The 21126-nt window shown below is 63.2% G+C and carries 17 protein-coding genes and 2 tRNA genes; 11 read left to right on the forward strand and 8 right to left on the reverse strand.

Annotated features, from left to right (window positions below):
- Positions 1-75: 75 nt before the first annotated feature.
- Positions 76-543 (reverse strand): Lrp/AsnC family transcriptional regulator, encoded by a 468-nt coding sequence (locus LK12_RS13575; protein ID WP_039284610.1) that lies wholly within the window; start codon positions 541-543, stop codon positions 76-78.
- A 255-nt stretch (positions 544-798) separates the two neighbouring features.
- Here LK12_RS13575 and LK12_RS13580 point away from each other — a divergent pair, with 255 nt between their 5' ends.
- The 6 genes from LK12_RS13580 to LK12_RS13605 all read left to right on the forward strand — a co-directional run bounded on the left by LK12_RS13580 (position 799) and on the right by LK12_RS13605 (position 6880).
- Entirely contained in the window at positions 799-2616 is a 1818-nt protein-coding gene (locus LK12_RS13580; protein ID WP_039284612.1) for a histidine kinase, read from the forward strand.
- Positions 2617-2685: 69 nt separating this feature from the next.
- Entirely contained in the window at positions 2686-3690 is a 1005-nt protein-coding gene (locus tag LK12_RS13585) for a polysaccharide deacetylase family protein (RefSeq protein ID WP_039284616.1), read from the forward strand.
- 64 nt (positions 3691-3754) lie between these two features.
- Positions 3755-3830: transfer RNA gene (locus tag LK12_RS13590), tRNA-Ile, on the forward strand.
- A gap of 270 nt (positions 3831-4100) precedes the next feature.
- Positions 4101-5732, forward strand: coding sequence for a hypothetical protein (locus LK12_RS24660; RefSeq protein WP_052223384.1), 1632 nt, complete (start codon positions 4101-4103; stop codon positions 5730-5732).
- 7 nt (positions 5733-5739) lie between these two features.
- Positions 5740-6624, forward strand: coding sequence for a glycosyltransferase family 25 protein (locus LK12_RS23830; protein WP_052223385.1), 885 nt, complete (start codon positions 5740-5742; stop codon positions 6622-6624).
- Between the two features lie 179 nt (positions 6625-6803).
- Positions 6804-6880 (forward strand) — tRNA-Pro (locus tag LK12_RS13605).
- A gap of 86 nt (positions 6881-6966) precedes the next feature.
- Here LK12_RS13605 and LK12_RS13610 read toward each other — a convergent pair.
- Positions 6967-8619 carry an FAD-dependent oxidoreductase gene (locus LK12_RS13610; protein WP_039284619.1) on the reverse strand — a complete coding sequence of 551 codons (1653 nt, stop codon included), beginning with the start codon at positions 8617-8619 and terminating at the stop codon, positions 6967-6969.
- Between the two features lie 202 nt (positions 8620-8821).
- Here LK12_RS13610 and LK12_RS13615 point away from each other — a divergent pair, with 202 nt between their 5' ends.
- Both LK12_RS13615 and LK12_RS13620 read left to right on the forward strand, forming a co-directional pair.
- Positions 8822-10429 (forward strand): EAL domain-containing protein, encoded by a 1608-nt coding sequence (locus LK12_RS13615; RefSeq protein ID WP_039284621.1) that lies wholly within the window; start codon positions 8822-8824, stop codon positions 10427-10429.
- Between the two features lie 31 nt (positions 10430-10460).
- Positions 10461-10892 carry a BLUF domain-containing protein gene (locus tag LK12_RS13620; protein ID WP_039285357.1) on the forward strand — a complete coding sequence of 144 codons (432 nt, stop codon included), beginning with the start codon at positions 10461-10463 and terminating at the stop codon, positions 10890-10892.
- A gap of 6 nt (positions 10893-10898) precedes the next feature.
- Here LK12_RS13620 and LK12_RS13625 read toward each other — a convergent pair whose 3' ends face one another.
- The 4 genes from LK12_RS13625 to LK12_RS13640 form a co-directional block, all read right to left on the reverse strand.
- On the reverse strand, positions 10899-12074 hold the full coding sequence (locus LK12_RS13625) for a sulfotransferase family protein (protein ID WP_039284625.1): 1176 nt from the start codon (positions 12072-12074) through the stop codon (positions 10899-10901).
- Between the two features lie 115 nt (positions 12075-12189).
- Positions 12190-12879, reverse strand: a complete 690-nt coding sequence (locus LK12_RS13630; RefSeq protein ID WP_052223386.1) for a TadE/TadG family type IV pilus assembly protein — start codon at positions 12877-12879, stop codon at positions 12190-12192.
- 11 nt (positions 12880-12890) lie between these two features.
- Complete coding sequence (locus LK12_RS13635; protein WP_052223387.1) at positions 12891-13511, reverse strand: TadE/TadG family type IV pilus assembly protein; 621 nt, start codon at positions 13509-13511, stop codon at positions 12891-12893.
- Positions 13511-15463 carry a pilus assembly protein TadG-related protein gene (locus LK12_RS13640; protein ID WP_039284627.1) on the reverse strand — a complete coding sequence of 651 codons (1953 nt, stop codon included), beginning with the start codon at positions 15461-15463 and terminating at the stop codon, positions 13511-13513. Before LK12_RS13640 ends, LK12_RS13635 begins: the two co-directional genes overlap by 1 nt.
- A gap of 183 nt (positions 15464-15646) precedes the next feature.
- On the opposite strand from LK12_RS13640, the gene LK12_RS13645 reads away from it, so the two are divergent.
- Complete coding sequence (locus LK12_RS13645; RefSeq protein WP_039284630.1) at positions 15647-16132, forward strand: low molecular weight protein-tyrosine-phosphatase; 486 nt, start codon at positions 15647-15649, stop codon at positions 16130-16132.
- 8 nt (positions 16133-16140) lie between these two features.
- Here the strand turns inward: LK12_RS13645 and LK12_RS13650 are convergent, their stop codons facing one another.
- Positions 16141-16728: a GNAT family N-acetyltransferase gene (locus LK12_RS13650; protein WP_039284633.1), complete on the reverse strand. Its 588-nt coding sequence runs from the start codon at positions 16726-16728 to the stop codon at positions 16141-16143.
- Positions 16729-16742: 14 nt separating this feature from the next.
- Positions 16743-17186, reverse strand: a complete 444-nt coding sequence (locus LK12_RS13655) for a MaoC family dehydratase (protein WP_052223388.1) — start codon at positions 17184-17186, stop codon at positions 16743-16745.
- A gap of 207 nt (positions 17187-17393) precedes the next feature.
- Between LK12_RS13655 and purC the strand changes: the two genes are divergently transcribed.
- Together purC and LK12_RS13665 are read left to right on the forward strand one after the other, a co-directional pair.
- Positions 17394-18176, forward strand: coding sequence for a phosphoribosylaminoimidazolesuccinocarboxamide synthase (gene purC / locus LK12_RS13660; protein ID WP_039284640.1), 783 nt, complete (start codon positions 17394-17396; stop codon positions 18174-18176).
- 97 nt (positions 18177-18273) lie between these two features.
- Positions 18274-21114 (forward strand): M16 family metallopeptidase, encoded by a 2841-nt coding sequence (locus tag LK12_RS13665; RefSeq protein WP_039285364.1) that lies wholly within the window; start codon positions 18274-18276, stop codon positions 21112-21114.
- Positions 21115-21126: the final 12 nt, after the last annotated feature.

Below are 21126 nucleotides of genomic sequence, written 5' to 3' on the forward strand. Positions count from 1 at the left end.
CAAACGGCGTGCGCCGCAGTCGTGGCGGCGGCCTTCCGGTCCAGGTGACGGCCCGGAGACCATCCCTGCCCCTTGTCACACTTCCAGCGGAACGCCGGGAATGTTCTTCGAAGTGCGGATCGTCAGCGAGGTCTTCACGCTGTCCACATTGGGCGCGGGCGTGAGCTTGCTGGTCAGGAATTCCTGGAAGCTTTGCAGGTCACGACTGACGATCTTGAGGATGAAGTCGATTTCGCCGTTGAGCATGTGGCATTCGCGCACTTCGGGCAGCGTCTTCATGTGATCCTCGAAGGCACGGAGCGATTCTTCCGCCTGGCTCTTGAGGCTGACGAGAGCAAAGACGGTGATCGTGAAGCCCAGTTTCGATGCGTCGAGGTCGGCATGATAACCCTGGATAATGCCAGCCTCTTCGAGACTGCGCACGCGCCGCAGACAGGGCGGCGCGGTCAGTCCGACCCGCTGCGCCAGTTCCACGTTCGTGATCCGCCCTTCGGCCTGCAGCTCCGCCAGCAAGCGACGGTCGATTTCGTCGAGATTGATCATCCGAAAATTCCCCTCCAGACCCCTCCATGCCATTCCGATGCAATATCCACATCGAAAACACCGGCAGCCTGTAATATTATTGTTCCATAGCGTAATCGTCCCGCTTTGCAACGCCCGCAAAGTGAACGCTTCCGATCATCCACGACTTTGGTAGGAGAAAACCTTCCCCGCTGTCCCGCGTTCGGTAAAATGCGGGGTTCACCTGCTCTTGCATGTCCCGCAACGGGATTGGCCGGGGCTGCGCCTGGAGTTTCGATGCACTTCGACGATCGTCTGGAAACGGTACTGCGCCTACCCGATTCCGGCGACGGTCTGGCGAGGATCCAGTTCCGCCAATTGATCGACATCATTGGACGGCTCCCCGCGGACAGTTCCTCGGACGTGCTCGACGCCGGGTTTGCACAACTCGAAACCCTGGCAACGCGGATTCCGGCAAGCGAACGTGCCCGGTATCTGCGCGAGCCGCTTCAGCCCATCAGCAATGCTCGCCTGCTGTCGCTCCTGGCCCAGGACGAACCCGACGTAGCCAGCGCCGCCATCGGCACCGCCAGGCTGCAGGACGGCGAATGGCTGGCCCTGATTCCCGAGCTGCCCGTGCGTGCGCGCGGCTTTTTGCGCCATCGCCGGGATCTTTCACCGGCGGTCGAGGAACTGCTGGAAAGGTTGGGCGTGCACGACCGGGGCCTGCCGCCGGCAAGCGCTCCCTACTTCCAGGACCAGGCCGCCGCCGCTCAGGTCGAGACCGGGACCGACGACGAGGAAGAGTACATCTCGGACGATGTGCTCGAGTTGCTCGATATGGTCGACGATCCGCCGCCGCCCACGTCGCTGAATGAGTGGGCGCGGGCGCGGGCCGCACGCGAGCACCAGCCGGCTCCAGCCGCCCGGCCTGCTGCGTCTGCCGAAGCGGGGATCGGCGTCATCGTCCGGCGCATCGAGGAATTCCGCAAGGCGCGCGAAGCCAAGGTCGGCCTCGTGCTGACCGAGGAAGATCCCCGCTTGCCGCTGGGCGATTCCGCACCCGGTACCGAGCGGCGCGCGAGCATCGTCGACTTCACAACCGACGCCGAAGGACGCATTCGCTGGGCGGACGGCCCGCATGCCCCGGCACTGTTCGGTCTCAATATCGCGGCGAACGACGACGACACGGGCACCGAGCCCGGACCTGCAGCGGCGGTGCGTCAGCGCCTGCCGCTGATGGCCGCGCGACTGCAGGTCCACGGCGCGCCGGCGGTCAGTGGCGAATGGCAGGTAGATGCGGTACCGCGCTTTGATCCGGCCGGGCGCTTCACCGGGTATTGCGGCCGCCTGCGGCGCCCTTCGACAGCCGCGACCGATGCAGCCGAGGCCACGCGCCGCGAGGCCGACCGGATGCGCGAGATCCTGCACGAGCTACGCACGCCCGCCAATGCCATCCAGGTCGCGGCGGAAATCATCCAGCAGCAACTCTATGGTCCGGCACCACACGAATATCGCGCCCTGGCGGCAGCGATCGCCAGCGATTGCGCCCATATCCTTGCCGGTTTCGAGGAACTCGACCGGTTGGTGAAACTGGAGACCGGGGCCCTGCAGATCGAAGCCGGGCAGTGCGACCTGGTGCAGGTGCTGCACCAGACGGTACAGCGCCTGCGCTCGTGGACCGATCCGCGCCGATCCGGCTTCGCCATCGATCCGAGCGCGGTGCCCGCCGAGCTTCCGGTCGGCATCGACCCGACCGAGGCCGACCGCCTGATCTGGCGCCTGCTCGCGGCTCTGGCCGGGGCGATGGCGCCCGAAGAAGCGCTGGCGCTGTCCTGGGCCCGCGACAGCGGCGGCGTCGCCGTCAGCGTGACGCTGCCTGCCGCCCTGGCTGCACGCGAAGACGAAGAGCTGTTCGGAGGTTCGTCGGCCGAGCGGGGGCACTCTCTGTCGGCGGGGATGTTCGGCATCGGATTCAGCCTGCGCCTGGCCGCTGCGGAAGCCTCAGCCGCAGGTGGGGCCCTGCAGAGAATGGATAATACGCTGTGCCTGTGGCTACCCGCCTTGACCGTCGCGAATGCAGGCAATAGCTCTCTTGAAAGCCTTTCGCACTAATTCATCATTTTGCGGATATGCATTCACGAGCGGGGCGCGTCGCGCCGCAACGTGACAAGGGGAGTTGCTTTGCCAGGGCCCGATATTCTGGAACCACCCGGCAAGGACGCCACGGCCGCCTTCCGCGAGGATTTCGGCCAGCGCTTCATCGTCACGGTCGACACAGAGGAAGAGTTCGACTGGGATGCCCCTCTCGACCGCACAAAACACAGCGTCGTCACGGTTCCCGCGTTGCGCAAGTTCCAGCAATTCTGCGAAGGGTTCGGAGTCGTTCCCACATATCTGATCGACTATCCGGTGGCCTGCTCTAAATTTGCCGCCGAGGCCATCGGCCAGGCGGTCACGCAAGGTCGCGCCGAGGTGGGCGTACAACTGCATCCCTGGGTCAGCCCGCCCTTCGAGGAAGACGTCACCGAGTTCAACAGCTATGCCGGCAACCTGCCCTTCGATCTGGAACGTGCGAAGTTCCGCACCTTGCACGAGCGGATCGAGAAAGCCTTCGGTGTCGCGCCGCTGATCTATCGTGCCGGCCGCTATGGTCTGGGATCCCGCACCGCCGAAATCCTGCAGGAGTTCGGCGTAGCCATCGACACCTCGGTACGCGCCCGCTTCGACTACAGCGGCGCCGGCGGCCCCAACTACCGCGACCATCCGCTGTCCCCCTATTGGGTCGACAAACAGCACACCCTGCTCGAACTGCCGCTGACCACCGTCTACTGGGGGCCGCTGCGCCAAGTGGGGAACATCATCTATCCCCATCTGTGGCGCGCGCCGTCCGTCCGCGGCGTGCTCGCACGCACCGGGTTGCTGGAACGCATACCGCTCACCCCTGAAGGGATTACCGCGGAAGAGGCGCTGCGCGGCGTGGACGTGGCCATCGACGAAGGGCTGCCCGTACTGGTGTTCTCTTTCCACAGCCCTTCGCTGGCACCCGGCCACACGCCCTACGTGCGCAACGACGACGATCTCGACGCGTTGTACGACTGGTGGCGGACGCTGTTTGCGCATCTCGAGCAGCGCGGCGTGAAGCCGACGAGCGTCGCGGAAATCATGTCGTCCGTGAAGCTTGCCTGATCGTTCTCAGCAAGCTAACGCGCATCCGCCCGGTCGGCTCGTGAACCGCCGGGCGCGGCGGTAGGGGCCTGTAGCTCAGCGGTTAGAGCTGGCCGCTCATAACGGCTAGGTCGCGGGTTCGAATCCTGCCGGGCCCACCACCGCCCCTTCCACGCCCGAGACGGCGATACGCCGCCCGGTCCGGGCGCCGGTCAATTCCCGAAACAGGCCACATTGCGTCCCCGGTTAGGGACGGAGCCTTCGGCTGCGTGCCTTAGTGGGACACCCGATGACGAACGCCGTGCATTGCTAACTCGTTTAGCCGTTGGCCATTGCGCCGCTTAACCCTGAATAGTCATTGTCCTCACAGACCATCGACTTACCCTTGACCATCCGCACTTCAGCACCCGGCGTTCAGCGAAGGTAGAGGCATGGGTAAAGACAAAAAGCGCGTCATCATGATCGGGCTCGACGGCTATGAGTCCAGCATCGGCAACCGGCTGATGGACGAAGGGCGCATGCCCCACCTTGCTGCGCTTCGCAAGAAGAGCGCCCGCTGGCTGCTCGAACATGGCGAATATCGCAACACCGGCCTGGCCTGGGAGCAGGTTTCGAGCGGTCTGGCGCCTGACCGGTCGGACCGCTGGTCTGCCGTGGTGCTCGATCCCGAGACCTACAAGGTCCGGCAGCAAGGCGCGGTCAACCAGCCCTTCGCATCGCATATCGATGCCAAGACCCTAGTTCTGGATGCGCCCTACTTCGATCTGGCCGCGGCGCCCAACTGCATCGGCGCCGTGAACTGGGGGGCCACCGATCCCGGCGTGGCGCCTTACTGTCGTCCAGCGAGTCTCTTCGAGGAAATCAGGGAGCGGTTCGGCCCCTACAAGGGCAAGGAATTCATCTACGCCTTTCTCTGGCCCGATGCCGAAAAAACGCGGCTTGCCGGCCAAGGCCTGGCCGCGGGCGTGGACCAGAGAACCGAAGTCATGCAATGGCTCATGACCGAGCGGCTGCCCGACTGGGATCTGGCTATTACCGTGATCAGCGAGCTGCACGCCGCAATCGAGCCGATGTGGCATGGCATGGACCCGACCCATCCTCTCCACAACCATCCAAGCGCTCCCGAAGCCAAGCGGGCCCTCGAAGGGGTATATGAAGCTCTGGATCGCCACGTCGGCGCAGTCCAGGCCGCGGCTCCGGACGCGACGGTGGTGTGCTTCGCCATGCACGGCATGGGCGAGAACGATGCCGACGTTGCCGGAATGGTGCTGCTGCCGGAAATTCTCTACCGTATGGAAACCGGCAAGACGCTGTACACGGCTCCCCGCGAGTGGACCGAGCTGGAAGACGGTATTCCGATCCTTCCTCCCCATACGCCTTGGGACCGCGCGATTCTCAATGCCATGCGCGGGGGACGGGCCTTGCGGGCGAGGAGAAAGATCAAGCGTGGTTTCCGCAGTCTCTACAGGCGACTTCGTCCCGAGCCGATGACCGAAGGCGATCCGGTGCAGCGCAATAGCGGGGAGCTTTACGTTCCGGCAGTCTGTTATTCCCATGCCTGGCCGGAAATGCGGGCCTTCGGTTTCCCGGCCTTTTACGACGGACGCATTCGCATCAATCTCGAGGGCCGAGAGGCCCGAGGCCGCGTACCGGTTACGCAATACGCAGAGGTGGTAGACGAACTCGTGGCGATGCTGCGGAGCCTGAAAGATCCGCGCACCGGTATGCCTGCGGTCAACGAGATCCAGACGCCGGTCGCGGACGACCCTTTGTCCGCCCATCCCACCCAGTCGGACATCACCATGTCCTTCGTCGGTACGCCGGCCGCTCTGGAGCATCCGGAACTGGGCATCATCGGCCCTGCCCCGTTCCGGCGCGTGGGCGGCCATACCGGGCCCTACGGCGTCCTCTACATTTCCGATGTGAACGTCGTCGCGGGAGACCATGGTGTGCGCAGTTCGTTCGACGTGGTCCCCACCATCGCGCGGTTGCTGGGTGACGAGGCTTGCGTGGCCTATTCGGGCGAGCCGGTTAACGTACCCAGGTACGCAATGGCAGGCTAACTCTGCGATGCGTGCCCATCCGCCGATTTTCGTCATCAACCTGGCGCGTGCATCGGACAGGCGAAAGCGCATGGCCCGGCTCCTTCGGGAGATGAACCTGACACCGCGCTTTTTCAGTGCAGTGGACGGTCGGAAACTCGACGACCGCTCCCTCGCCTTCTGGCACCGGGACGCCCGACGTCAGCTGCTCAATCCCGGCGAAGTCGGTTGCATGTTGAGCCATATCGAGGTGTGGCGTCAGATTGTTGCGGAGAAGGTGTCCAGCGCCATCGTCCTGGAGGACGATCTGTGCATCGCACCAACTTTCTCCGACGTTGTCGCGGCCGCGAACGACCTGGAAGACTTCGGCCTTGTCAGACTCGAAACCGAGCCCAGGTTTGTCGTGACCCGGGTTCGACCGACCGCCAAGGTCGCCGGTCACCGGTGCCACGCGTTGAGACGCGACGGGGCCTTTCGATCGGGAGCCTATCTGATCTCGCGCAAGGTAGCGTTGCAGCTCGTTTCCGCGTCGAAGCATTTCACCAATCCCATCGATGCCGAACTGTTCGACCGGCACCGCTCCGCTGTGACGGAATTGCCGGTGCAACAGCTGGTGCCCGGGCTTTGCCAACAGGCCGAGTCCTGCCCTGAAACCGTCGAACAGGCTCCGTTCCTGCAAAGCGCAATCGACCCCATGGGACAGCGCGCCGACGAGACTCAGGGTTGGAAACGGCCCGACGAGCCTCAACTCATTGAAACCCTCCGTGCCGTTCTGCGCCCGATGAAACAGATCGCCGCGAATGCGATGCTGTTGCCTTTCGGCTGGCAACGGCGAATGGTGAAGCTGACAGGCACCGCCGACCCGACGACAGATAAGGGTTATAGTCCGCGCGTCACGGCCCGCTCCGCATGAAAGCGGTCGTCGCCGAACGCTCCTGCGGACAAGCCCCGATCCGCGCGTTTACGGGCCTTTGCAACGAGTGGCCCCCGGCATCCCCACCGGCCCATTGCCGCAGCAGCCCACCGCTTTTCGGGACCGGCGCACTTAAGGCTTGCCTGCAAACTGCAGGAAACCTAAGGGCGTGAACGCGTCGGGGAGTGGCGCAGCCCGGTAGCGCGCCTGCTTTGGGAGCAGGATGTCGCAGGTTCGAATCCTGTCTCCCCGACCAACTTCCACAATTTCATTTATTTTCATGATCTTGAAGGAATTGCACGGTAAGCCTGCGTTCGGCACGCAGCGCTCCCGGCCTTTGCCTTAGTGGCTTGGGATATGGCTGCCGAGGTGGCGTCCGGCGATGTAGCCGAAGGTCATGCCGGGGCCCAGGGTCCCTCCGGCACCACCGTAACCTTCGCCCAGCACTGCCGCCATGGCATTGCCTGCAGCGTACAGGCCGGGAATCGGGTTGTCGTCCCAGTCCAGCACCTGGGCATCGGCATTGGTTTTCGGACCACCGGCCGTACCCAGAGCACCGGATTCCATCTTGACCGCGAAATAGGGCCCCTGATCGATTACGCCCAATGTGCGGTACGGGGGCTCGAAGTCCATGTCGCCCCACATGTAGAAATTATCGTAGGTGTTGTCGCCGCGATTGAAGTCGTCGTCGTGGCCCTTGCGGACCAAGTCGTTGAAGCGGGCTACGGTTGCCACCAGTCCCTCGGCATCGATGCCTGCCTTTTCCGCGAGTTCTTCCAGCGTGTCGGCCTGCATCATGTAGGACGGGATCGGTGAACCGGGCGGAGACGTGAAAGTCGGATACTTGTCCTTGTAGCGCTGGTCGATGATCAGCCAGTAGGGCAGATTGGAGTAGGAATGGGTTCCGGCATCGTAGGCGTGCAGAGCCTTGCCCATGGCGTTGTAGTTGGCGGCCTCGTTGACGAAGCGCTTTCCGGCCCGGTTAACGAGGATGGCGCCCGGTCGGGCCCTCTCGTCCGAGCCCAGCAAGTAGTTGGGCTTCGCATTGCGGTGCTGTGGCTTGAATTCCAGCACGCTCTGCTGCCAGAAGGCATGCTGCATGTTGCCGAGCTGGGCGCCGGCGTCGATGGCCATCAACAGGCCGTCGCCCTCGTTCTCGGGCACACTGACAGGACCTGTTAGCGGGCCGCGCAGAAAGGTCTTCACCAGTTTCTCGTTCCACTCGAAGCCGCCGGTAGCAATGACCACGCCGCGCCGGGCGCGTACGCGGAAATCACGGCCGTCGGTATCTTCGGCGACAACGCCGATTACGCGCCTGCCGTCCTTGACCAGTTTACGGGCCCGCTTTTCAAACTCGACCGGAATGCCGCGGTCGAGCACTGCCTTGAACAGCGAACCGGCCAGTGCCTGGCCAAGCCCCCGGAAGTCCTTCGCCTCGCGCTCGGCGAGAGTAGCCTCGTCGAGCGTACCTTGTACCGCTTCCATCAAGCTGCCGCGTATCGGATAGGCCATCTTGCTGGGGTTCACCCGGCTTGCCCATTTCCCGAGACGTTCGAACGAGAAGGCCGCGTTGTCCAGCGAGCGACCGCCGTCGGGCTTGGCTCCGGGCATATAGGGCTGGTAGTCGGGAAAGTCGGTGAAGACGTGGAAACGTACGGGCGTCTTTTCCGCAAAATAGCGGATCATCTCGGGCCCGCTTTCCATGAAGGCCATGAGCGTATCGGGATCCAGCGTTCCCGGGGAAAGCGCATCGAGGTAGGCGACGATGTCTTCATCGTCCTCTTCATAGCCGGCCTCGATCTGATGGTGGTTGCCGGGAATCCACAGCATGCCGCCCGACATTGCGGTAGTCCCACCCACCATTCCGGTCTTTTCGAGGATAACCACCTCCCTGGCGCCGAAATCACGCGCGGTAATGGCTGCGGTCATGGCTGCTCCGCCGGAACCCAGCACGACGACGTCCGCTTCCAGATCCCATGTACCGTCTTCAGTCATCGTGATGCTCTCCCAGTGTCGTTGCTTCGCGCCGGATCACGCGTGCCGCTCGGCTTGCCCCGGCTTCATTTTGCAACGGCAGTTATATTTTAATCTGGCAGAGGCAGACACTCCCCAAAGTCCTAGGCGGCGCCCAGGCCTCGGCGCAGGCCACTAGCTTCGCCTTTACCCTTCGTTACACCCTTCAATCTATTTCGGCTGGATGCCGACAGTCGCATCTCTCCCCGCCGACAGCGATGCGAGCCAATTCGAGGCTCTCGCCAAGTTTCCCTCGGCAGCACTGGTTATCGACCCGGCCGGTTGCGTCTCCCTGGCCAATGCGCAGGCCCAGGCAATGCTTGGCTGCGACCTTCATCCCGGGATCCTGCTCTCCCGCCTCTTCACACTGTGCGGCGTCCAGAGCGAGTCGCCGCTGCCGGGGCCTCTCGCCTCCCCGCATTGCGAGCAGCTTCTGCTGAGCGACGGACGGATCGTCCGGCTCAGATCCCAGACTCTATCCGGGGGCGGCAGCGTTATCGCTCTCGACGATGTCAGCGAATTCATGCGCGAAGCGGAAAGAGCTCGTATCGATGCTCTCACCGGGCTTTCCAATCGGGCAGCCTTGCAGGAAGAACTGGCGCTGGCCCTGGGCAGGAACGCTCCCCTAACGCTCTTTGCGCTCGATCTGGACCGGTTCAAGAGCATCAACGATTCGTTGGGGCATGCCATGGGCGATGCCCTGCTGCGCAAGGTGGCGGAACGTCTGCAGAGCATCGCCGGGGACGGCGACGTCGTGGCCCGCCTGGGCGGTGACGAGTTCATGCTGATGCGGACGGGACATGCAAGTCGCGCCGAGATCGAAACGCTCGCAGTGCGCATCGTCGATCTCATCGGCCGCACCTACGCTACCGAAGGGCACCTCCTTCATGTCGGCGCGAGCGTCGGCGTCGCCCGGTCGCCCGACGACGGGACTAACCTCGGCGCATTGATGCAGCATGCCGACCTGGCCCTGTATGCCGCCAAGTCGGCCGGCGGCGCAGGCTGCCGGTTCTTCGAGCCCGAGATGGATGCGCGCATGCAGGAGCGGCGAAAGGTGGAACTTGAACTGCGACGGGCGTTGGCGCTCAAGCAGTTCGAACTGTTCTACCAGCCGCAGATCGATCTCGGGACCGGCAAAGTGGAAGGGTTCGAGGCGCTGTTGCGATGGCACGCGGACGAAGGCCTGATGTCGCCAGCATCCTTCATTCCCATTGCCGAGGAAACCGGCCTGATCTCCCAGATCGGCGCTTGGGTTCTTCGCACGGCCTGCATGCAGGCAGCGAAATGGAAGCGGCCGGCCTCCGTGGCCGTAAACCTTTCGCCTTTGCAGTTTCGCGGGTCCGACCTCGTCCAGACGGTCATGTCTGCCCTGTCGCATTCCGGGCTCGACCCCGAGCGGCTCGAACTGGAAATCACCGAAGGCGCCCTGCTGGAAGACACTGATCTGGTCATCTCCACGCTCAACTCCCTCCGTGCAATTGGCGTGCGGGTTTCGATGGATGATTTCGGCACCGGATACTCGTCGCTCAGCTACCTTCAGAAATTCCCGTTCGACAAGATCAAGATCGACCAGTCCTTCGTGCAGCGCATGCAGCACAGCGGAGAAGCGAGCGCCATCGTGCGCGCCGTCACCCGGCTGGGCGTGAGCCTGGGCATGCGGACGGCTGCCGAAGGCGTGGAAACGGAGGAACAACTCGAAGCGATCCGCGCGGAAGGCTGCGACCAGGTGCAGGGATATCTCACCGGCAAGCCGATGACAAATTCGGATGCTGCAGCGCTTTTATCCGAATGAAGATCGCGCCGCCTCGACCCAAGGAGCGATGATGGACGACGACCTTTTCCGGCTGGTGTACTACAGTCGCAACTGCATCGGCACGGATCCTACCGATCAGATCGACGCGATCCTGCTCGCCAGCCGCAGGAACAATGCCTCCGCCGGTGTCACCGGTGCGCTCCTGTTCAACATGGGTTGCTTCGGCCAGGTTCTCGAGGGACCGCGGCGCGCCGTCGAAGCGACCTTCGAACGCATCCAGAGGGACGAACGCCACAGCGACGTCTCGCTGCTCGATTTCAAGGCTGTCGACGCCCGCCATTTTGCCAATTGGTCAATGGCCTTCGCAGGCTCGCGGCAGATCGATGCCGCGCGCTATGCCGGGATTGGCGAGCGGAGCGGCTTCGATCCGGCCCGCATTACCGCCGACCGCCTCTGCGACCTGCTACGCACGCTCACGATCGAGGAAGAATACCAGGCTTGAGCGAAGTTAGGCGTCGTTGGCCCGCGCCAGACCTTCGCTCTCCCGTGGTATCGCGAAGCGCTGCATGTAAGGCGCGAAGCGCGCAAGCGCCTCTGCCTCATCGATGCCGTATTCGGCCAGCGTGTATTCGTTTCGTCCGCGCGCGTTCTTGGGATTGGCTGCGTGCCAGTCCGCGACGGCGCGCGCCACCTCCTGAGGGGTGTCGACACCGATCCCCGCATGGATCGCGCGCATCTCGCGAACGGGGTCCGCAACCAGCGCGTAGTAGTCGACATGCACGATGCGTTCCCCCTCGGGTCCCGCATCGAATGCCATGATCCGATCGATGTGGCGGCCCACGAAATGCAGCATGTCACGTCCGACCTCGCCCTTGTCGACCGGCCCTGCAGCGCGCATTCCGCGCAGATTGAACGTCATCTTGGCGATCGAGGCCAGGGTCTGCAGTGGATCGCGATGCGTCATCACCATGCGCGCGTCCGGATAGACCTCGAGAATGGCGTCCAGCGCGATGACGTGATTGGGATACTTGAGCGCCCACGGCTTGCGCGGCGAACGCCATTGCAGCAGTTGAAGCTGGCGCTTGTGGATACGGTAGGTCTCGACAAGGTCCGCCTCGTCCAGCAGGTAATCGAAGTAGCCGAGCACCCGGTAGAGGTTGTGCAGACCGGCCGCACCGAAGCTCTGCTCCAGAAAGGCATGGCATTCGTCCGAGCCGTCCTCGTCATAGAGGTGAAGCGCTTCGAAGCCCTCGAAATGGGGACGCTGCTTCTGCATTTCCGAGAACAGCGCCCGACGCTGCGCCACGGATGCGGCATCGAAACCAGGGGGCGGCGACGGCATGACCGATTCCCAGGTCCGGATCAGCCGAAACCGCGGATCGCGGTCGAACAGATACTGGAAATACGTGGTTCCCGAGCGCGGCAGCCCCATCAGGAACACCGGCTCGGCAATAGGTTCTTCGACGATTTCGGGATAGTCGCGCAGCCACTTCAGCCCCTCGAGCCGATTGACGGTATCGCGCAGCAGGCTGTCGCGTACGGACGCCTCGCCTTGCACGGACATGGGAAAATCGCGCTCTAGCGCTGCGACCAGCGCTTTCAGGTTTGCGCGCACCGCCGGGTCGCCGTCGGCAACGCCGACTTGCCTCTCGGCGTCGGAAATTATCGCATCGGCATCGAGCATTGCCACCCCCTCTCCCGGCTTCGTGTTGCCGGCAAGGATGGAGCTACAGATGCCCGGCGCAAAGGGCAGAGGCTGATGGCGGACGATTAATCGCCCTAGCGAGATACGCCGTGGTTCAGGAGCAGGAGGAAGTTCCGCCCGTGCCAGTGACGCCCGAAGTCAGATTGCGATCGTCCCTGATGACAAATGCAGCTTCGCGGTGGAACTTGGGGTCGCTCATGAACATGGTTCCGAACAGCGGCTGATAATCGTAGAACACTTCTACGAACATGACTGCGGAATTGCTGTTGGCGGTGATCAGGTTGGTGCTTGGCCCCATGCCGGCCAGGGCCTTTCCGGAAAGACCCGTTCCGGCCGGTCCATAGTCGGAAGCGCGATCGAGATCCCCGATGCAGCGCTGCCAGTGGATGTATTGCTGACCGGTCGCCGAGTCCTTTTCCAGGCTGGACAGGATGATGCGTCCGTGCGCCTTGAAATCGAAGGCATCGCCTTCGTAGAGCGCGCCGGCCATCACCGAATCGATCTGTGTTTCGGTCACCGTCGGCGTGACCGAACTGTTGTCCGTCTGCCCGAGGCGCGAAGCGTTGTCGGCCACCGAGGTGGCGATCTCACCGACCTGCATGTTGACGGTGGCCATGTACGCGAGTTCCGTACCATAGAGGCCCAAGGTGAGGAGCATGGGCAAGGCGAATGCGAGTTCCAGCAGCGAAACGCCGCTGGTATCGCTCCGCAGTCGACCGACAAGCGCCCGTACGCGCGCAACGCGGCCGCGCAATTCGATTCCGGATCGCCTGGCGATGGTCATGTCACGCCCCCTCAACTGCACGTTCCGGCCGCGGAGCCACGGCTGCCCTGCAATGCAAACGGCTGGTTTTTCCTGACGGCACTGGCGCTCAGAGTGCGCTTGTCGCTGCTACCGTACAGCCCGGGGATGGGAAACATGGGCTCGTAGGTGACCGTCACGGTATAGACGACGACATCGTTCGCCCCGCCGTTGCCGGACTTGCCGACGTCCGCGTCCCATTGCCCGTTCTTGTTCTCGTCCGTGTAGCTTTCGGAATTATCGCAGACGCCGTTGTTGTTCTTGTCGTTCCAGGCTTCCGGCCGTTCGATGTCGGCGAAATCGTAGTAGCTCTTGCGCTGTGTCGTGACCGTCGCGCCCGGCGCTGCCTGGCGGACCAGCTTTTCGATGTAGGCATCCTGCGTGGCCGTGTCCGCGGATTCGATGGCACTGTCGCGCGCGGCGCGCTGCACCGCGCCATGAAGCGCGGCACTTACGTAGGCCATGTGCGACAGGTCGAAGATACCCAGAAGCAGCACGATCAGCACCGGCGCGGCCATCGCGAATTCAATGATCGTCACGCCGCGGCTATCGTCGCGGAAGTGGCAAAGCCGGGCGGTCACACGTTTCCGCAGGGTCTGGATCGGCCGGTACATCAGTTCGTAATCCGCAATTCGCCGACCTGCTTGGCGATTTCCTGGAAGGCCGCGTTGAGATCGGTGGAATCGCTGGCGGTGAAGGAACTGTCGTCCGAAGCGCAGGTCTTGAGGTCGTCGGACAGCCCGGAAGTGAACGCGATCACCCAGATCCGAATGCCCTTGTCCTTGATCGCCTCGCAGGCGGCCAGGAAGCGCGACGTGTGCCGTGACGTGTCCTCGCTGCTGCCGTCGGACGTCACCTTGCGGTCCCAGCGCTCGAGGCCCCAAGCCTGATTGATCGAGTTGTTCGGCTCCATCACGCCGTCGGTCATGAACACGATGTGCCGCGACACTTCGCCCCCGTTTGCCGGCGGAGAATTGACGGTGCTGGAGAAGATCCCGTCGGGCGAAAGCAGGCGACCGCCCCAGATCATGCCGATATCGAGGTAGGTATTGCCGGTTGCCGCCAGCGAGTTGGCATAGGTGTCGAATTGGCTCTGGGTCATTTCCTGAAGCCCCTGAGCCGCGGCCGGACAAGGCGAGGAGACGCGTTCGCCGTAGTCACCCGTCCCGGTCGTCATGGTGTATGTCGTCCGCCCGCGCCAGTCGGTACCGGTCACGTAGCGGTCGTAGACGATCTCCGGCCACATCGGGGCCCACTTGGTGTCTTCGTCGTATGTGTCCGGCGCGGAATCGATGTCGAGGTCGTAAGCGCCGGAAGGCGAGATTCCCGTCGAGGGAGAATAGCTGAAGCTGCTCTGGGCTACGGTCTTTCGCTCGTGAATGCACCCGTTCCAGGTTGCCGAGACAGCCGCGCCGGAATCACCGGTGTTGCTCGTGGTGGCCGCAAACGTCTTGAAGACGCTCGTATCGTAGCTGATCGGCAGATAGTCCCAATGGTCAAAGACCGTCGTGCTCGATGGCGTCGTCGTGTACGTCGCGCCTGTCTTCGTGGTCGTGGTTACCTTGTCGCGCGTATCGTACTGGACGATGACATAGTACTTGTTATTCGAATAGTAATAGCACTGATAGGTTCCCTTGCGCTGCTCTTGCGTTGTCGTGATTTCCACGACCAAGTCACCGCTGGAATTTGTGCTCTTGGTTGTCGTGCTGCTGGGCGATCCGTAGTCGGAATAAGCGGAATCATCGGCCGGAACCGCAGCGGTGCAGTCGCTCCACGATCTGTACCGGGTACCGTCGTAGTAATTCCAGTAGGTCGTCTGATAGTTTTGATACGTGGGCGAGCCGGCGGAACCGGATGCCGAACCGTAATCGATATAGGTCGCCTGCCGCGATGAATAGGTATGCGAATCCGCCAGATAGTTCGGATTCAGATTGTACAGCAACTGGCCCACGTTCACCGTGGTGCTGTAGGGCACGAAACCATACCGGATGCGCGCATTCGTGCCCGACGTTGCATTGGACAGCGTCGTATAGAAATTCTTCATCGCCGCCTGCAGGGCTTCCAGACGGGTTTGGGTGTAGGTGAGATTCGTACCCATCGACCCGGTATTGTCGAGCACCATGACGACGTCCGAATTGCCGACGCCCATGGAGGAGGAACACGTCGCGGTCAGCGCGAAATTGTTGAACCCGAACAGGCGCATGATCGCCGTGTCGAGCGTGGTCTGGGCCGTCCCTTTCACGGTGTTGCCGTTGTCATCCGAACTGGGGACGAAGGACGTCGAATGGGCTTCCTGGGTGTTGCCGTTGAAATTGGTCTCGAAATAGTTGTCGGCCGCGTTTTTCGAGGCCGTGTCGAATCCATTGGTCGTCACGGTGCGGCGTCCGGCCAGAACGGCCGCGTCGCAAGCAGCCTGCAACTGGTTCTTGACCCTGTATGCACGGCTGAGGTCGACCGCCGAGCCGACGATGATGGCCGCCACGATGGCGCCCATCGCCGCGATAGGCAGAATATTACCATCCGTTTCGCGACGAAGTCTCGCGAGAATTTGGATAAGTGTGCGCATAGGCTAACCAGTCTCACCCGCCCGTTTTAAGGGGGAACTCGCAAGGTCCTACCCGTCATTCGTTAAGGAAACCCTGCCCGGACCGCCCGGTCGCCTTGCAAGGCTGCGCCGTTTCTGCGCGTTTAGGGTCGTCTGGCGGCAGAAGCGGGTGACGCGGTCCGCAATGACATCTAGAGCTTGGAGATGACTGCAGATCGCCCCCGCCCGTCCATCCTCTTCGTCTGCCTGGGCAACATCTGCCGCTCGCCGCTCGCCGAAGCGGCGCTGCGGCACCGCGCACAGGAAGCGGGCCTCGAAATCCTGATCGATTCCGCCGGAACCGGGGACTGGCACGTCGGCAAGGGACCGGACCCGCGCTCCTGCTCGGAGGCCATGCGCCACGGCATCGATATCGGCGCCTATCGCGCCCGGCAGGTCGCGCCGGACGATTTTGCCCGGTTCGACCGGATCATCGCGCTCGACCGCGAAAACCTGTCCGACCTGCGCCGGATCGCGCCGTCGCAAGGGCGGGCTCGCTTGTCCCTGCTGCTGGACCATGTGCCCGGCATGGAAGGACAGGACGTGGCAGATCCCTACTTCGGCGGCCCGGAAGGGTTCGAGGAGACGTGGCGTCAGGTGAGCCAAGCGGCGTGCCACCTCGTGAACGCCATGCTTCGCGAAGGGCGCTAGGCCCGGGACTAGAGCGTCCTCATCCAGTACTGCATCGGCTTGGAGGTCTCGGCCAGGTCCCGGTGATCCTTCCAGTCGAGCATGGTCACGAAACCCTCGACCGGTTCATAGCCGCGTTTGCGCCAGAACGCGTCGAGAGGAACGTAGTCCGCCGGCCGGTCGGGATGGTCGGCGGGACGGATCACGGCGGCGAACGTGGCCGCTTGCGCGCCGCACTTGCGCGCCTGCGCTTCGCGATGATCGAAAAAGGCATGGCCGATCCCCTGCCCCCGGTATCCTGGCAAAAGCACCGATTCCCCGAAGTAGAACAGTCGCGAGACGTCCATCCCGCGCGCTTCGAACGGAGCGCGGAATTCCGCCTTCTGCGCATGCATCGGGGAAGCCGTGGCGGCGCCCACGACCCGGTCGCCATCGCAGGCCGCGACCAGTATCCCGTCAGGTGCTTCCAGGAATTCGCGCAGGTATTCCGCTTCGTACGCGGGGTCCCCGTCGTAGAGATACGGCCATTCGGCAAAGACGGTCATGCGCAGCGTCGCCAGGTCGTCGAGCGCAGCGCCAATTTCGCTTCCCGTCAAAACCCGAACAGTAATGGCCATCGAACTGCCGGTCCTCAGGTAACGTACAAGGCGAGCCAGGTGGCGACGAGCGCGGGCTTCTCTTGCCCTTCGATCTCGACGCTGGCCTGCAGCTTCTCGCGATAGCGACCCGGCTGGGTTTCGACAATTTCTTCCGTGGTGAAGTGCCCTCTTATGCGGTCGCCCGCATACACTGGCGAAAGAAAACGAACGCCGTCGAGCCCGTAATTCATCGCCATCTTCAGGCCGGGGCACGGCAAGAGGCCGGCATTCATCCGCATCGGCGACATGAGCGAGAGCGTCAGGAAGCCGTGTGCGATCGTCCGCTCCATGCCGGCGGCGCTGGCGGCCTCCTCATCGACATGCAAGAAGTTCCAGTCATGCGTCACGTCGGCAAAACCGGAAATCATGTCCTGGTCGACGGCGACCCACGCGGAGACCGCCGGATGTCCGACGACACGGGAAATCCAGTCCTTCACGGTTCCCGGCCCTTGTTCACTCACACGCATTCTCCCCTCGTCCCCAGCACCATGCACAATCCGTTCCTGTCCACCAAGAGCACTGCGGGTAGTTTGCTTTTGACCCGGCTTGCACTATATGCCCGCGCAAGTACCCCGGCCCGAGCAGTCGCCCGCGACTCGACTGGGCCGGGGTTTGTGCTTTTTGTCGTTTGAAGGACGAACACCATGTCCCGTCGCCGCCAGATCTACGAAGGCAAGGCCAAGATCCTTTACGAAGGACCGGAGCCCGGCACGCTGATTCAGTACTTCAAGGACGATGCCACCGCGTTCAATGCGCAGAAAAAGGGCACGATCCAGGGCAAGGGCGTGATCAACAACCGCATCAGCGAATATGTCTTCACGCGCCTCAACCACATCGGTGTGCCCAACCACTTCATCCGCCGCCTGAACATGCGCGAACAGCTCGTGCGGCAGGTCGAGATCATCCCCATCGAAGTGGTAGTGCGCAATGTCGCGGCCGGTTCGATCTCCAAGCGCCTGGGCATTCCCGAAGGCGACATGCTGCCGCATACGTTGATCGAGTATTGCTACAAGGACGATGCGCTGGGCGATCCGCTGGTCGCCGAAGAGCACATCCGCTGCTTCGGCTGGGCCGGGCACGACGAGATGCAGGACATCGCCGACATGGCGATCCGCGTGAACGATTTCCTGTGCGGCATGTTCGCGGCGATCAACATTCGCCTGATCGACTTCAAGCTCGAATTCGGCCGCATCTGGGATGGCGATTTCAGCCGCGTGATCCTCGCCGACGAGATCAGCCCCGACGGCTGCCGCCTGTGGGACATGGCCACCGGCGAAAAGCTCGACAAGGATCGCTTCCGCCGCGATCTGGGCGGCGAGGAAGAGGCCTATCAGGAAGTTGCGCGTCGTCTCGGCCTATTGCAGGACGACAACGGCCCTAGCGAAGTCTTCGACTTGTCGAAGCATCGCAAGCTGCGCGGCAAGTAAGCGCCACCAGCAGATACGGCACATGATCAGGGCCGGTCCGCAGATCCGTGCGGTCCGGCCCTTGTTATGTGCGCTGCCCTCAGGCATTTTCAACGCGATGAGAGGATTCCTGATTGCCGTCCTCGCGATGCTGGCATCGACGCCGCTGGCCGCGAAGCAAGTCCACTACCCCCAGGACCCGCACTGGGCCTTCGAAAAAAGCGACATTCCGGTCGATTCCGATTTCCGTTTCGGGAAGCTGGACAATGGCATGCGCTACATAGTGCGCCACAACGCCACGCCCGCCGGCACCGCCGTGGTGCGCATGGTCGTGCGCGCGGGATCGCTCGACGAGACCGATAGCGAGCAGGGATATGCCCACTTCGTCGAGCACATGGCCTTCAACGGCTCCAAGCGCGTTCCTGAAGGTGAAATGGTCAAGCTGCTGGAGCGCGATGGGCTTGCGTTCGGGGCGGATACCAATGCCTCGACCAGCTTCGAACGGACCGTCTACAAGCTCGACCTGCCGCGCAGCGATCCCATCCTGCTCGACACCGCACTGATGCTGATGCGCGAGACGGCAAGCAACCTCACCATTGCTCAGGACGCGGTCGAACGCGAACGCGGGGTGATCCTCTCGGAAATGCGCGACCGGAACACCTGGAGCTATCGCAACACCTTCGATGCCGCGCAATTCTTCTACCCCGAGGCCCGCTACCCTGATCGCTTTCCGATCGGTACCGCGGACACGCTGAACGCGGCCACTGGTGTCTCGCTGCGCGCCTTCTACACGCGAGAATACGTACCCGAGCACGTGACCCTGGTCGTGATCGGCGACTTCGATGTCGGCGCGGTGGAAGCGGGCATCGTTCGGCATTTCAACGACTGGCGCGGCCCCGCGGCCGAACCGCCTCCCGCAGCGGGCCCAGTGGCCATCGACGACGCCGACCGGACCGAAATCCACATCGATCCGGCGCTGTCCGAGCGAGTGACCATCCTGCGCAACGGGCGATATCAGGGCGAGCCGGACTCCGTGGCCGAACGTCAGCAGAACCTCTTGCGCACCATTGGCTATGCCATCGTCAACCGGCGGCTGAGACGCCTGGCCCGATCCGCCGAACCGCCCTTTCGCGGCGCCGGCTTCGGCACCGGAGACATTTTCGAAGCCGCGCGCTCGACCCGGCTGATCGTCGATACCGTCGACGGCCAATGGCAACGCGGCCTGGCGGCAGCGGGGCGCGAATACCGCCGCGCCCTTGCCTATGGCTTCGAGCCCGCAGAGATCGCGGAACAGGTCGCGGAAATCCGCACGTCGATCAATGATGCCGCGGCCTCGGGCGAGACCCGAACCAACCGTGCTCTGGCACAGTCGGCACTGTCTCTGGTCGAAGACGAGACGGTCCCCTCAACGCCGACCTCGGTGCGTGAACGCTTCGAGGCGTTTGCGCCGCAGATCACCGCCGAAGCCGTGCTGGCAGCCATGAAGCGCGAAGCGGTTCCGCTGGATAGGCCGCTCATCCGCTTCGAAGGCCGCGTTGCGCCCGAAGGCGGAAGCGAGGCGGTCCGCGCGACGTGGCAGCAGGTCATGGAAGAGCCCATCGCGAAGGCCGGCGGCAGCACCGCGACCACCTTCGCGTACACCGACTTCGGCCCGCCCGGAAAAGTCGTGAGCGATACCCGCGACCCCGAACTGGGCATTCGTGAAGTCCGTTTCGCGAATGGCGTGATGCTGAACGTCAAGCACACCGATATCGCCAACGGCAAGATACTGGTCAGCCTTGCCATCGATGGCGGTAACATGCTCGACAGCAAGTCCGATCCGCTCGCCAGCGAAATGGCCGCCTATCTCGATGAAGGGGGACTCGGCAAGCACAGCCGCGACGCTCTCGACACGATCCTTGCCGGTCACACGCTCGGCTTCGGACTGACACGCAGGGCTGCGTCTTTCGGCACGCGCGCGCGGACAACTCCGCGCGACCTGCCGCTGCAGCTCGATCTGCTGACAGCCCTGATCACGGATCCCGGCTACCGGCCCGAAGGGGAAGTGCAGTATCGACAGTCGGTCAACAACTACTTCGCCCGGCTGCGCGCAACCCCCTCCTCCACGCTGAACGCCGAGATCGGATCCATCATCTCGGACAACGATCCGCGTTTCAGCCTCCAGCCCGTGCAGGATTACCGTGACCTCACCTACGGCAAGTTGCGCAAGGACATCGGCAACCGACTTGCCCACGGCGCCATCGAAGTGGGTATCGTCGGCGATGCGGACGAGGACCGCGCGATTGCGCTGGTGGCCAGGACGCTTGGAGCCCTGCCGGCCCGCGAAGCCGATTTCCGGCCCTACGAGGACCAGCCGCCCCGCACGTTCACGTCCGACCGTTCGCTTCGCGTGATCCGTCATACCGGACCGACGGACCAGGCGCTTCTGAGGATTACCTGGCCAACCCGCGACGACAGCGATCCGGTCTCCGCTCTCACTCTCGAACTGCTCGAACGTGTCATGCGGGTGGAACTGACCGATCGTCTGCGTGAAGCCTTGGGCAAGGCCTATTCCCCTTCCGCGAGCAGTTGGCTTTCACGCAACTGGAAAGGCTACGGCACATTCTCGGTAACGGCTTCGGTCGATGTCGAAGACGTCCGGGCAGCGCATGATGCCATCGCCGAAGTGGTGCGCGATCTCAACGCGTCGCCGGTCAGCGACGACGTATTCCGCCGCGCTCGCCAACCGCTGCTCGAATCGCTGCACAATGCGCTGAAGAGCAATAACGGCTGGATGTCGCTGGTTGCCCGCGCCCAGTCCGAGGCCGACCGGATCGATCGGTACGAAAAGGCAGAACAGCGCCTCCTTGCCCTCACACCGGCAGACCTGGCGGTGATGGCGCGCCGCTACCTGATACCGGATGATGGACTGGCGGTTCTGGTCCTGCCGGAAGGAGTATCCGCACCCAAGCTGAAATGATCCTGAAATGAC

The sequence above is a fragment of the Novosphingobium malaysiense genome (genome assembly GCF_000802225.1).
Classification (GTDB): Bacteria; Pseudomonadota; Alphaproteobacteria; order Sphingomonadales; family Sphingomonadaceae; genus Novosphingobium; species Novosphingobium malaysiense.

Bases quoted from the DNA above. Each gene is read 5' to 3' on its own strand.
- LK12_RS13620 (WP_039285357.1), top strand. From the start codon at position 10,461: ATGGACGACGACCTTTTCCGGCTGGTGTACTACAGTCGCAACTGCATC.
- LK12_RS13665 (WP_039285364.1), top strand. From the start codon at position 18,274: ATGAGAGGATTCCTGATTGCCGTCCTCGCGATGCTGGCATCGACGCCG.
- LK12_RS13630 (WP_052223386.1), bottom strand. From the start codon at position 12,879: ATGACCATCGCCAGGCGATCCGGAATCGAATTGCGCGGCCGCGTTGCG.
- LK12_RS13635 (WP_052223387.1), bottom strand. From the start codon at position 13,511: ATGTACCGGCCGATCCAGACCCTGCGGAAACGTGTGACCGCCCGGCTT.
- LK12_RS13640 (WP_039284627.1), bottom strand. From the start codon at position 15,463: ATGCGCACACTTATCCAAATTCTCGCGAGACTTCGTCGCGAAACGGAT.
- purC (WP_039284640.1), top strand. From the start codon at position 17,394: ATGTCCCGTCGCCGCCAGATCTACGAAGGCAAGGCCAAGATCCTTTAC.
- LK12_RS13615 (WP_039284621.1), top strand. From the start codon at position 8,822: ATGCCGACAGTCGCATCTCTCCCCGCCGACAGCGATGCGAGCCAATTC.
- LK12_RS13610 (WP_039284619.1), bottom strand. From the start codon at position 8,619: ATGACTGAAGACGGTACATGGGATCTGGAAGCGGACGTCGTCGTGCTG.
- LK12_RS24660 (WP_052223384.1), top strand. From the start codon at position 4,101: ATGGGTAAAGACAAAAAGCGCGTCATCATGATCGGGCTCGACGGCTAT.
- LK12_RS13650 (WP_039284633.1), bottom strand. From the start codon at position 16,728: ATGGCCATTACTGTTCGGGTTTTGACGGGAAGCGAAATTGGCGCTGCG.
- LK12_RS13625 (WP_039284625.1), bottom strand. From the start codon at position 12,074: ATGCTCGATGCCGATGCGATAATTTCCGACGCCGAGAGGCAAGTCGGC.
- LK12_RS13580 (WP_039284612.1), top strand. From the start codon at position 799: ATGCACTTCGACGATCGTCTGGAAACGGTACTGCGCCTACCCGATTCC.
- LK12_RS13575 (WP_039284610.1), bottom strand. From the start codon at position 543: ATGATCAATCTCGACGAAATCGACCGTCGCTTGCTGGCGGAGCTGCAG.
- LK12_RS13645 (WP_039284630.1), top strand. From the start codon at position 15,647: ATGACTGCAGATCGCCCCCGCCCGTCCATCCTCTTCGTCTGCCTGGGC.
- LK12_RS23830 (WP_052223385.1), top strand. From the start codon at position 5,740: ATGCGTGCCCATCCGCCGATTTTCGTCATCAACCTGGCGCGTGCATCG.